Here is a 12,283-nt window from a genome sequence, read left to right as displayed (position 1 = left end):
GCTTTCCGCAATAAGAATTTCAGCATCGGCCGGCGCCTGGGAGGAGCGCGGACCGCAAGACAGATTCATGACCAGATTCCAGAACTCGTCCGACGGGATTTCACAAGAGGCATTGGCAGGCCTGGTCGCCGAGGCGGTGCAGCAGGCGCTGACGCAGCAGGGCGTCCTGCTTGACACCGAGGCGCTGACTTCAGCCGGCAAGATTGCCGGCCATGTGGCCGCTGCCCTTCCCTTCCTGCCATCTGCGCAGCGCCTTGCAATCGATTCCTTCAAGGGCGATTGGACCGGCCTTGCCTCCGATTTTCTCCGCGAAATTGCGGAAAAGATAGCGAGCGGGGATTCGACCCTCCCCGACCGCAGCTTCGAGCCCCCGCCGAAACCGGAAGCAGGAAGGCCGATTGCACCGCATATCGCCGAGCGCGCCGCGGATCTCCAGTCGATGCTGATCGAGGATTGGGCCGGCGAAGTCGCCGGCTCCACCTATCTCGAGGACAAGCTCCGTATCCCGCGGTCGACGCTGCATCGCTGGCAAAGGCGCGGCGAGGTCATTGCGCTGCGCAAGGGCGGGCGCAAACATGTCTTCCCATTGGCCCAGTTCGTCGACGGCAGGCCGGTTCCGGGGATCAGCGGCGTGCTTTCGACGATCGCCAATCCGAGGCTTGCCTGGTTTTGGCTAACCCGACCCTCGCCCGAGCTCGACGGCCGCATCCCCATCGAGATGTTACGGGAAGACATGGTCGAGGACGTCATCCGCGCCGCCCGCACTCTATCCTGACTCCTGTTGCGCGAAGTCTTTTTTCTGTGTTTCTCGGCTTTCTTAGAAATTTATCCGGCAAATCGTCCGTCATAAAACTGTAACAATCGGCACATTTGGCACATTTTTCAGGTTATCCTACGTTCCGATTGTACTTATTGTTCAGAATGTCCCATCTTTACATTTATGTGACGTGATATTTGCGCAACAAGACTTCCACAAGAGTTCAAAAAGCAGCCTTTCCGGCATAATCCCTGTTGTGTGAGGCCAACGATTAGGCCATGTCCGAGGCGAAGAAGCGGCGCCGGTGCGCGCGCTTTTTCAACGATGGGGACGGGGGTGGCAAAGCCGAACGGCACGTCAGGCCTGTCTTGAACCTTTGACTGGAGATTCAAGAAAATGAACATCAAGAGCCTTCTACTCGGCTCCGCTGCGGCTCTGATCGCAGTTTCGGGCGCCCGCGCCGCCGACGCGGTCACCGTAGCCGAGCCGGAACCGGCCGAATACGTGAAGATCTGCGACGTCTATGGCGCCGGCTATTTCTACATCCCCGGCACCGAGACCTGCCTGCGCGTCGGCGGCTACATCCGCTATGACGCCGGCTTCGGCGACGTCGGCACTTTCGACGGCCGCAAGACCACCGACGTTCAGGACGGCGACTCGCAGAACAGCTGGAACAAGAACGCCCGTTTTAACCTGAAGACTTGGACCGGCCAGGAGACCGAGCTCGGCACGTTGAAGACCTATACCGAGACGCGTTTCAACTTCAAGAATGGTGGCCCGACGAGCACGCCAACGCTGAACTTCGCTTGGATCCAGCTCGGCGGGCTGCGCGTCGGCAAGGACGAGACGCCTTATGACTCGTTCATCGGCTATGCCGGCAACGTCATCCAGGACACGACCATCCCGTACGGCATAAAGGACACCAATGTCGTCAGCTACTACTTCGATGCTGGCAGCGGCTTCTCGGGCGTGATCTCCCTTGAAGAAGGATCGGACGTTACAGGTCTTGCTACCGGCACGGGTACGGGCGTTATCGCAGGCACGATCGACAGCTACGTTCCGCATGTCGTCGGCGGTCTGAAGTATAAGGGCGACTGGGGTGCGATCACCGGCGTCGTTGCCTATGACAGCAACTACGAAGAAGTGGCCGGCAAGGTTCGCCTGGATGTCAATGTCACCAAGGAACTGACGCTGTTCATCATGGGCGGCTATGGTACGGACGATAACTTCCGCGACGCGGGTAACGCCATCAACACCCATGGCCGCGGCTTCTACAAGCCGTGGGGCGGCAACTGGGCTGTCTGGGGTGGCGGCACCTACAAGTTCGACGCCAAGACTTCGTTCAACCTCCAGGCTTCGGCTGACGACGACAAGAACTACGCCGTGGCTGCGAACATCGCCTACAGCATCGTTCCGGGCTTCACGATCACAGGCGAAGTTGATTGGGACCATTTCGGCAGGTTTGACGATGGGATCGGTGACACCAATGTCGTCGACTGGACCAAGGCCGACAAGAAGAACAGCGTCGGCGGCATCGTTCGCTTCCAGCGCAATTTCTGATCGGACTGGCGATCTCAGGGAAGGCTCGCGGCATCGCCGCGGGCCTTTTCCAATTCCAAACGTTGGCGATGTGGGCAAACGCCTCGTCAGCAAACGCCTTCGTCAGTTGCCCGCCGTATAAGCTGCAATTGCCGCCATATTGACGATGTCGCTGTCTTTGGCATTCAGCGACACAATCTGCACCGGCTTGTTGAGGCCGACCAGCAGCGGGCCGATGACGGTCGAGCCGCCGAGCTCCTGCAGCATCTTGGTCGAGATCGAGGCCGAGTGGAAGGCGGGCATCACCAGCACGTTGGCCGGGCCGGTCAGTCGGATGAACGGATATTGCGCCATGGCGCGCGGGTTCAGCGCCACGTCGGCGGCCATCTCACCGTCATACTCGAAATCGACGCGGCGCTTGTCGAGGATGCGCACCGCTTCCTGCACGCGCTCGGAACGCTCGCCCTGCGGATGGCCGAAGGTGGAATAGGCGAGCATGGCGAGCCTTGGCTCGTAGCCCATGCGGCGGGCAAAACCGGCCGCCTCCTCGGCGATGTCCGCGATCTGCTCGGCGTTCGGCATGTCGTGCACGGCGGTGTCGGCGACCAACACGGTGCGGCCGCGCGCCAGCACGATCGAGACGCCGATGACGCGGTGGCCCGGCTTGGCGTCAATGATGCGGCGCACGTCGTCGAGCGCGGTGGAATAGTTGCGGGTCACACCCGTGACGATGCCGTCGGCGTCGCCCAGCGCCACCATGCAGGCGGCGAAATGGTTGCGGTCGTTGTTGATCAGCCGCTGGCAGTCGCGGAACAGGAAACCCTTCCGCTGCATGCGCTCGTAGAGATAGTCGGTGTAGATGCCGTTGCGGCGCGACAGCCTGGCGTTGATGATCTCGATGCCCGGCTTGTTGAGGTCGATGCCGGCATTGCGGGCATTGTCCTTGATGACGTCGTCGCGGCCGAGCAGGATCGCCGTGCCGAGCCTCTGGTTCACATAGGAGACGGCGGCGCGCATCACCTGCTCCTCCTCGCCCTCGGCAAAGACGATGCGCTTGGGCTGGCGGCGCACACGGTCGTAGATGCGCTGCAAGGTCGAGGCGATCGGGTCACGGCGCGCGGACAGTTCCTGCGCATAGCGGTCGAGATCGAGGATCGGCTTGCGGGCGACGCCGGATTCCATCGCCGCCTTGGCCACCGCCAGCGGGATCGCCGAGATCAGGCGCGGATCGAATGGCACCGGAATGATGTAGTTGGGGCCGAATTTCGGCCGGTTGCCCTGATAGGCGGCGGCGACGTCGTCCGGCACGTCCTGGCGCGCCAGCTCGGCAAGCCCCCTGGCGGCCGCGATCTTCATCTCGTCGTTGATGGTGGTGGCGCGCACATCCAGCGCGCCGCGGAAGATATAGGGGAAGCCCAGAACATTGTTGACCTGGTTTGGGTAGTCGGAGCGGCCGGTGGCCATGATGGCGTCGGTGCGGATCTCGGCCACTTCCTCCGGCGTGATCTCCGGATCGGGATTGGCCATGGCGAAGATGATCGGGTTCTTGGCCATCGACTGCACCATGGCGGTGGTGAGCGCGCCCTTGGCGGACAGGCCAAGGAAGACGTCGGCGCCGTCCAGTGCTTCGGCCAGGCTGCGCGCCTCGGTCTTGACCGCATGCGCCGACTTCCACTGGTTCATGCCTTCGGTGCGGCCCTGAAAGACCACGCCCTTGGTGTCGCACAGGATGATGTTTTCCGGCGAAAAACCCATCGCCTTCATCAATTCGATGCAGGCGATGCCGGCGGCGCCCGCGCCGTTGCAGACCATTTTTGTGGTCTTCATGTCGCGGCCGGTGATCTCCAGCGCGTTGATCAGCCCGGCGGCCGAGATAATTGCCGTGCCATGCTGATCGTCATGGAAGACGGGAATGTCCATCAGCTCGCGCAGCCGCTGCTCGATGATGAAGCACTCGGGCGCCTTGATATCCTCGAGATTGATGCCGCCGAAGGAAGGCCCGAGGAAGCGCACGCAATTGATGAACTCGTCGGCGTCCTCAGTCGCCACTTCGAGGTCGATCGAATCCACATCGGCGAAGCGCTTGAACAGCACCGCCTTGCCTTCCATCACCGGCTTCGAGGCCAGCGCGCCGAGATTGCCGAGGCCGAGGATGGCGGTGCCGTTGGAGATGACGGCGACCATGTTGCCGCGCGTCGTATAGTCGAAGGCGCGGCTCGGATCCTCGGCGATGGCGCGCACGGGAACGGCGACGCCCGGCGAATAGGCGAGGCTCAGATCGCGTTGCGTCGCCATAGGCTTGGTGGCGACGATCTCCAGCTTGCCGGGTCGTCCCATGGCGTGGAACTCCAGCGCCTCCTCGGGACTGACGGAGGGGCCGCTGCTTTCCGTTTTCCTGGCCATGTCGCTGACGCTTCTCCCACCTTTTCGCGCTCTTGTGGCGCATTGTTTTGAATTACCCGCTTAAGGCTACACGCCGCCGCTGTAAACCGCCAAGCGATCCAGCGATTTTGTTCCTCCGTTGGCAGAGACAAGCGGTCAAATCTTGCCCGATGAGATCGCGGCAATCTCGCGCAGGTGCTCGCGTACCGAGGCCCAGCGCGTCAGCCCCGAGGTCCCGGCGAACGGCCATTCGGAGAAAGGCGGATCGTTGCTTCCCATGCGCTGCTTAAGCGCCGAGAGATAGGCCATCAGTTCCAGCCGTTGCGCCCGCACCCTTTCCAGCGTGCGGCCACGAATCTCCTCGCGCGGGATGGCGCGGTCGCGAAGTCGCTCGACCGCGCGGCGGATTGCGGCCGGCTCCGGCTCGGCGATAACGCAGTAGTCCGGATCGAAATAGACGTCGCGGCCGCCGATGCTCGGCGTCGAGACGATCGGCAGGCCGGCCAGCAGATACTCCATGCTGGAATACATCGCCCCTTCCACCGCCGACAGGCAGAGCCCGACCGCGGCCCGGTTGTAGACGCGGTTGACCTCGTAAGGCGGCATCCGCCCGGGCAGGCCGTCAACGAGGGGATTGGCGATGCTGTGAAGCGGCGATTGCGCCTGCAGCCGGCGGATGAAGGCGCGGTCGCCGGCCGGCGGCAATTCGCCGATCGAGGACGTCACATGGACCAGTCTTTCGATCTCGAAGGCGAGGTGGTGCCGCTTGGTGTGCGAGATGCGGCCATTGTAGACGGCATCGTACTCGACCGGCACGTCCGGCAGCGGCCGGAAGACGTCTTCCGAAATCATCAGATTGTGATTGGAGAAGATCGCTGTGCCGCCAACGCCTGCAATCAGACGGCGCTCTTCCTCTGTGTTGCAGAGGAAGATCAGGTCATGGTGGGGGCAGACCGCGGCGAACCACGCGAGATCCTTGCGTATCTGCTCGACGACGGTGGGCCTCTCCAGCGTCCAGTTCGGCATCAGAAGGAAGGTAGCGCGCGCTGACACCATGCGCCGGCAGAGGGCAGCGAGTGCGTAAAGCGGGCGCCGGCCGCCGACAGGTATGTAGAGGATCAACGGATCGCGACTGAAGATATGGACGGGTATGTCGATGCCGCCGTCGAGGCCGGAGAGCGGCCCGCGTGTCGGCAGGATGAAGGGAAACCGTGTCCGCACCCACGCCTTGATTTTGGTTCTGGTGCGGTTGGCACGGTTGGTGGCAAGAAGCCGCACACGCCTGAGCGGCGAGCCGACCGGGCCGACCATCTCCTCGAACGTCTCGTGTCCGTCCTTCTTCATTGCCCCGCTATCTTCTCCTGATCCCGAACGATCCATATGTCGGCCGCCGGCATGAGGCAACACGCCCTACGCGTCCGTCCTGCCGATGGCAGCAACGGCCCACTCGTCCCCCGTTTTTGCAACCGCCGGCATTAAACCGCCCGCTCACATCTGCTAGCGTGCCGGGATGGATATGCGTACCCCGGAAGAACACAACGCCACGGCGGCACCGGCACCGTTTGTCACGGCCGGCGTCACGCCGATGATGGAGCAATTCATCGAGATCAAGGCGGCGAACCCGGATTCGCTGCTGTTCTACCGCATGGGCGATTTCTACGAGCTGTTCTTCGACGACGCGGAGAAGGCGAGTCAGGCGCTTGGCATCGTCTTGACCAAGCGGGGCAAGCACCAGGGCAATGACATACCGATGTGCGGCGTGCCGGTGCATGCGGCGGACGACTATCTGCAGAAGCTGATCGCGCAAGGCTTTCGCGTTGCCGTGTGCGAGCAGATCGAGGACCCGGCCGAAGCCAAGAAACGCGGCTCCAAATCGGTGGTGCGCCGCGACGTGGTGCGGCTGGTCACGCCAGGCACGATCACCGAGGACAAGCTGCTCGCGCCCTCGGAATCGAGCTTCCTGATGGCGCTTGGCCGCGTGAAGGGAGGCGCGACCAGCCAGGCCGGCTTCGCGCTGGCCTGGATCGACATTTCGACAGGCGCCTTCCGCGTTGCGGAGACGAGCGCCGAGCGGCTGCTTGCCGACATCTTCCGCGTCGACCCGCGCGAGCTGATCGTCGCCGAGCCGGTTTTCCATGATCCGGAGCTCAGGCCCGTGTTCGACGTGCTGGGCCGCGTCGCCAATCCGCAGCCGCCGTCGCTGTTCGATTCGGCCTCGGCCACCGGACGCATCGCGCGCTTCTTCGAGGTCGCGACGCCGGACAGTTTCGGCACCTTCTCGCGCGCCGAGCTGTCGGCGATCTCGGGCGCCATCGCCTATGTCGAAAAAACGCAGAAAGCGGAGCGGCCGCCGCTGTCGCGGCCCGAGCGCGAGGAGCAGGGCTCGACGCTGTTCATCGATCCGGCGACGCGCGCCAACCTGGAACTGCTGCGTACGCTGTCCGGCAGCCGCGACGGCTCGCTGTTCAAGGCGATCGACCGCACTGTGACGGGGGGCGGCGCGCGATTGCTCGCCGACCGGCTGATGGCGCCGCTGACCGATCCAACGGCAATCGGGGCCAGGCTGGATTCGGTGTCGTTCTTCCGTTCCGAGATGCGGCTCTGTCAGGGCCTGCGGGCGAGCCTCAAAAGCGTCGCCGACATGCCGAGGGCATTGTCCAGACTAGCGCTCAACCGCGGCGGACCGCGCGACCTGGGCGCGCTGCGCGCCGGCTTCGAGGCGGCCGGCGCAATCGCCGAATTGTTCGCGGCGGCCGATCTGCCCGCCGAGCTCGCTGCGGCATTGGCCGCGATCAAGGCCTTGCCCGAGGCGCTTGCCCGCCACCTCAGCGAAGCGCTCGACGACGAGCTGCCGCTGATCAAGCGCGACGGCAGCTTCGTGCGGTCGAGCTACAATGCCGAGCTCGACGAGATGCGGGCGCTGCGCGACGAATCGCGAAAGGTGATCGCCGGGCTGGAGCGCTCGCTGATCGAAGAGACCGGCATCCGCTCGCTGAAGATCCGGCACAACAATGTGCTCGGCTATTACATCGAGGTGACGGCCAATCACCATTCGATCATGACCGGCAGCGATGCCGCCAAGGCGCGCTTCATTCATCGCCAGACGATGGCCAACGCCATGCGCTTCACCACGACCGAGCTGGCGGAGCTGGAATCGAAGATCGCCAACGCCGCCGACCGGGCGCTAAGCATCGAGCTCGCCGCTTTCGACCGGCTGACCGCGGAAGTGGTGGGCGAGGCCGAACGGATCCGCGCCGGCGCCGACGCGCTTGCGGCTCTGGATGTTTCGTCGGCGCTGGCATTGCTTTCCGAAAGCGAGGGCTGGTGCCGGCCGCTGGTGGATTCGAGCCTCGCCTTCGAAATTGCCGGCGGGCGCCACCCTGTGGTCGAGCAGGCGCTCAGGCGTTCCGGCGATGGCCCGTTCGTCGCCAATGATTGCGACCTGTCGCCTCAGGGCGGCGCCAAGGCCGGCGCGATCTGGCTGCTCACAGGCCCGAATATGGGCGGCAAATCGACGTTCCTCAGGCAGAACGCGCTGATAGCCATCCTTGCCCAGACCGGTTCCTTCGTGCCGGCGCAAAGCGCCCATATCGGCGTGGTCGACCGGCTGTTCTCGCGCGTCGGCGCCTCGGACGATCTGGCGCGCGGCCGCTCGACCTTCATGGTCGAGATGGTCGAGACGGCGGCGATCCTCAACCAGGCCGGCGAGCGGGCGCTGGTCATCCTCGACGAGATCGGCCGCGGCACGGCAACTTTCGACGGCCTGTCGATCGCCTGGGCGGCGGTCGAATATCTGCATGAGAAGAACCGCTGCCGGGCGATTTTTGCCACGCATTTCCATGAGATGACGGCGCTGGCGGGCAAGCTCCCCCGGCTTCACAACGTCACCATGCGGGTGAAGGAATGGGAAGGCGACGTCGTCTTTCTGCACGAGGTCGGCAAGGGCGCGGCCGACCGCTCCTACGGCGTACAGGTGGCGCGGCTCGCCGGCCTGCCGGAAGCCGTCGTCGCCCGCGCCAAGGAAGTGCTGCACCAGCTCGAAGAGGGCGAAGTCTCGGGCAAGACCAATCGGCTGGTCGACGATCTGCCGCTGTTTTCGGTGGCGGTGAAACGCGAAGCGCCGAAACCCGCCAAAAGCGATGCGCTGGGCGAAGCGCTCGGCGCGATCAATCCGGACGAGATGACGCCGCGCGAGGCGCTGGAGGCGCTCTACCGGCTGAAGGGGCTGGCAACGAAGCAGTAGAACCAGGCGTGGCCTTGACTGATTGTACCGGTCGGTACAATGTCGGTTATCGACGATTGGAACCGACAGGAGATTTCATGAGCCGTCCGCCATTGCCGCCCTTCACGGCCGAGACAGCGGCGCAAAAGGCGCGCCTCGCCGAGGATGCCTGGAACAGCCGCGACCCGGAACGGGTCTCGCTCGCCTATACCGAGGACAGCAGATGGCGCAACCGGGCCGAGTTCATCTCGGGTCGCGGCGAGATCGTCGATTTCCTCAAGCGCAAATGGGCGCGCGAGTTGGATTATCGCCTGATCAAGGAGGTCTGGACCTGGAATGAAAACCGCATCGCGGTGCGCTTCGCCTATGAATGGCGCGACGACAGCGGCCACTGGTTCCGCTCCTACGGCAACGAGAACTGGGAATTCGACGAGGCCGGGCTGATGCGCCGGCGCGTGGCGAGCATCAACGACCTGCCGATCACGGAGCGCGAGCGGAAATACCACTGGCCGCTCGGCCGCCGGCCGGACGACCATCCCGGCCTTTCGGAACTCGGGCTTTAGAGCATGACCCCAAAAAGTGTGTAGCGGTTTTGGAAAAGATCATGCTCGAACAAGAACACTAAACATGCGGCGCATCGCTCCGGACCACGACCAGCTGCTGGCGATCGTGGCCGAGGTTTTCCGCGAGCACGGCTATGAGGGCGCCAGCCTGGCCCTGATCGGCGAGGCGGCGGGGCTCGGCAAGGGGAGCCTTTACCACTTCTTTCCGGGCGGCAAGGAAGAGATGGCGAGGGTCGTCATTGCCCATATCGACGGCTGGTTCGAGGACAATGTCTTTGCGCCGCTGCGCGACGGCGGCGATCCGTCGGCCGGGATCGAGCAGATGCTCGCGGCGACGGACAGCTACTTCCGCTCCGGGCGCCGGATCTGTCTCATCGGCGCCTTCGCACTGGAGGCATCCCGCGACCTCTTCGCCAGCCAGATAAGGGACTATTTCGGCCGTTGGGTCGCGCACCTCGCCGATGCACTGGCGCGACTTGGGCATGGGAAAACCGAAGCCGTCGAACTGGCGGAGGAAACCGTCGCCGCCGTCCAGGGCGCGCTCACCCTTGCCCGTGCCGCTGACGATGCCGGGGTATTCTCCCGTACGCTGCGCCGGCTGCGCACGCGGCTCGGGCTGTCGGCCAAGACCTAGCCCCAGTTCCTACAGAGGTTCGAAGCGGTAGCCTGTCTCGGTTCGGGAGATCCGGCCGACGCCCGGTGAATCGAGATGCGCTCCTGCAACGCACCAGGCATTGTCGGCGGCAAGGGCCAATATCTGCAGCCGGGTTATCCGCGCCTGTTCCTGGTCGGCGTCGAATTCCCATGTGATGTCCGGCCGATCGAACTGAAGCGACGGCACGTGCACAAGGTCGCCCCAGGCCAGCAATGTTTCGCCGTGGCTCGCAACACGAAAGCAGGTATGGCCGATTTCATGACCCGGCGCGGCGATCGCCTCGATGTTCGCACTCAAGTGCTGTCCCGGATCCAGAGGCTGCGCTCGGTCATGGAAGCGGCTCAACCTCGCTTCCGACCGGAACATGTCGAGCTCGGCTCGAGGGACAAGCAAGCGGGAGAGCTGCGGGAAACCGTTCCCGCCATCCGGAAGGATGAGCCCTTGGATATGGTCGAGGTGGGTGTGGGTGAAGGCGACAGTGTGTATCCGATCGAGGGCGATCTTCGCTTCGCTCAGCGCCTGCGGCAGAAAGCCCATCGTCGGGCGCCAGGCGTTCGAGGATCCGGTATCGATCAGCGTGATGTCTTCGCCGTCGTCGATGGCAAAGGCATTGACCGACAATCGGAGCGCGCCGTCGAAGAGCGGCACCTGCGGCGGCAGATCGTCGCCGAAAGGCTTGTCTCCCGGCTGGCGCAGTCTCCGGACGGGCATGTCGACGTAACCGTCGCGCAGGGAGGTGACCGTCAAGTCGCCGATTTTATAGGTCGCGTAATGAGGTCCGGCTGAAATTCGTTCCAATGCCTGCTCTCCGCCCGATCGAGGTTTTTCGGCTAAATCATCTCCAGGCCGCGCTTGCGCGTCGGCGGCGGGAAAGCGCGATCGAGCTCGGCAAGGTCTTCCGCCGTCAGAGCGATGTCGAGCGCGGCGGCGTTCTGGCGGACATGCTCCTGGCGGCCGGCCTTCGGGATTGCGATGACGCCGTCCTGCATCATTATCCAGGCAAGTGCGATCTGCGCCGCCGTGGCGTTGTGTCGGGCGGCGACCGCCTCGAGCCGCGCATTGCGGGCCAGCGCGCCCTGCTCCACCGGCGAATAGGCCAACAGCGGTATGCGGCGCTGCCGGCTCCACGGCGCAAGGTCAAATTCGAGCCCGCGCCGCGACAGGTTGTAAAGCACCTGGTTAGTCTGGACATTGCCGCCGGACGGCAGACTGACTAGATTCTCCATCTCGTCCGTGTCGAAATTGCTGACGCCCCAGTGGCGGATCTTGCCCTCCGTTTTTAGCGCCTCGAACGCCTGCACGGTTTCGGAAAGCGGCACACTGCCCGGCCAATGCAGCAGATAGAGATCGATGCGGTCGGTGGCGAGGCGCTTCAGGCTGCTCTCGCAGGCCCGTTTCACGCCGGCGCGCGAGGCGTTGGAGGGCAGCACTTTGGAGACCAGGAAGGTCTCGTCGCGGCGCCCGGCGATGGCTTGCGCCACCACCTCCTCGGCGCCGCCATCGGCATACATTTCGGCCGTGTCGATCAGCGTCATGCCGAGGTCCAGCCCAAGCTTCAGCGCCGCGACCTCATCGGCGTGGCGCCGTCGATCCTCACCCATCTTCCAGGTGCCTTGGCCAAGCACCGGGACGGTTTCGCCCGACGGCAGCTTCAAGGTTCTGATCAACGAGGGCATGGCGTTCTCCGCGTAAGGCTGGATCGCAGCACAGCCACAGTTGGAAATCCAGACCGACGCCGGCTGGCCGCCCGGATTTCCCGCAGTGACTATTTCGCCGGATGCTTGGCGAGCCAGTCCTGCATCTGCTTGATCTCGGCTTCCTGTGCCGTGACGACGCCTTCAGCGAGCTTGCGTATCTCCGGGTCCTTGCCGTTGGCGATCACCACCTTGGCCATGTCGATGGCGCCCTGATGATGCGGGATCATGCTGCGGACGAAATCGACATCGGCATTGCCGGTGTATTTGATCGTCATGTCCTTATGCATCTTCTTCATCGCCTTCTCGTAGCCGACGGTGGCCGGGCTCTGGGCGCCCATCGCCATCTTGGACATGTCGTGCTTCATCTCCTCCGAAGAGGCCGGCACGCTTTCGAGGAACACGGCGAGCAGCATTCCGGCCGCCATCAAAAGCAGCACGATTTTCTTGGCCAGGGTCATTCAAGTCTCC

10 protein-coding genes are annotated in these 12,283 nt (G+C 63.9%); 5 read left to right on the top strand and 5 right to left on the bottom strand.

All coding sequences use genetic code 11. The annotated features are described in order from the left end of the window. The first annotated feature begins 67 nt into the window (after positions 1-67). Together LB520_RS13715 and LB520_RS13710 are read left to right on the top strand one after the other, a co-directional pair. A complete protein-coding gene (locus LB520_RS13715; protein ID WP_224637849.1) occupies positions 68-775 on the top strand; it encodes an antitoxin Xre/MbcA/ParS toxin-binding domain-containing protein in 708 nt (235 codons plus the stop codon). A 378-nt stretch (positions 776-1,153) separates the two neighbouring features. Beyond that, on the top strand, positions 1,154-2,317 hold the full coding sequence (locus tag LB520_RS13710; protein ID WP_140846668.1) for a porin: 1,164 nt from the start codon (positions 1,154-1,156) through the stop codon (positions 2,315-2,317). 102 nt (positions 2,318-2,419) lie between these two features. On the opposite strand, the gene LB520_RS13705 is transcribed toward LB520_RS13710, so the two are convergent. After that, positions 2,420-4,699 carry an NADP-dependent malic enzyme gene (locus LB520_RS13705; RefSeq protein ID WP_095766100.1) on the bottom strand — a complete coding sequence of 760 codons (2,280 nt, stop codon included), beginning with the start codon at positions 4,697-4,699 and terminating at the stop codon, positions 2,420-2,422. Between the two features lie 135 nt (positions 4,700-4,834). Beyond that, positions 4,835-6,022, bottom strand: coding sequence for a glycosyltransferase (locus LB520_RS13700; RefSeq protein WP_224637848.1), 1,188 nt, complete (start codon positions 6,020-6,022; stop codon positions 4,835-4,837). A 166-nt stretch (positions 6,023-6,188) separates the two neighbouring features. Between LB520_RS13700 and mutS the strand changes: the two genes are divergently transcribed. The 3 genes from mutS (at position 6,189) to LB520_RS13685 (ending at position 10,097) form a co-directional block, all read left to right on the top strand. After that, positions 6,189-8,921, top strand: a complete 2,733-nt coding sequence (gene mutS / locus LB520_RS13695; protein ID WP_224526992.1) for a DNA mismatch repair protein MutS — start codon at positions 6,189-6,191, stop codon at positions 8,919-8,921. 77 nt (positions 8,922-8,998) lie between these two features. After that, the gene (locus tag LB520_RS13690; protein ID WP_224526995.1) at positions 8,999-9,463 is read left to right on the top strand and encodes a DUF1348 family protein; all 465 of its coding nucleotides are present in this window, start codon (positions 8,999-9,001) and stop codon (positions 9,461-9,463) included. Between the two features lie 64 nt (positions 9,464-9,527). Next, entirely contained in the window at positions 9,528-10,097 is a 570-nt protein-coding gene (locus LB520_RS13685; protein WP_224526998.1) for a TetR/AcrR family transcriptional regulator, read from the top strand. Between the two features lie 9 nt (positions 10,098-10,106). Here LB520_RS13685 and LB520_RS13680 read toward each other — a convergent pair whose 3' ends face one another. The 3 genes from LB520_RS13680 to LB520_RS13670 form a co-directional block, all read right to left on the bottom strand. Beyond that, positions 10,107-10,916, bottom strand: coding sequence for an MBL fold metallo-hydrolase (locus LB520_RS13680; RefSeq protein ID WP_224527000.1), 810 nt, complete (start codon positions 10,914-10,916; stop codon positions 10,107-10,109). Positions 10,917-10,948: 32 nt separating this feature from the next. Next, complete coding sequence (locus LB520_RS13675; RefSeq protein WP_224637847.1) at positions 10,949-11,794, bottom strand: aldo/keto reductase; 846 nt, start codon at positions 11,792-11,794, stop codon at positions 10,949-10,951. 89 nt (positions 11,795-11,883) lie between these two features. After that, the gene (locus LB520_RS13670; RefSeq protein WP_224545121.1) at positions 11,884-12,273 is read right to left on the bottom strand and encodes a DUF305 domain-containing protein; all 390 of its coding nucleotides are present in this window, start codon (positions 12,271-12,273) and stop codon (positions 11,884-11,886) included. Positions 12,274-12,283: the final 10 nt, after the last annotated feature.

The sequence above is a fragment of the Mesorhizobium sp. CA12 genome, assembly GCF_020165255.1.
Taxonomy (GTDB): Bacteria; Pseudomonadota; Alphaproteobacteria; order Rhizobiales; family Rhizobiaceae; genus Mesorhizobium.
This window is presented reverse-complemented; position numbering and strand designations above follow the sequence as displayed.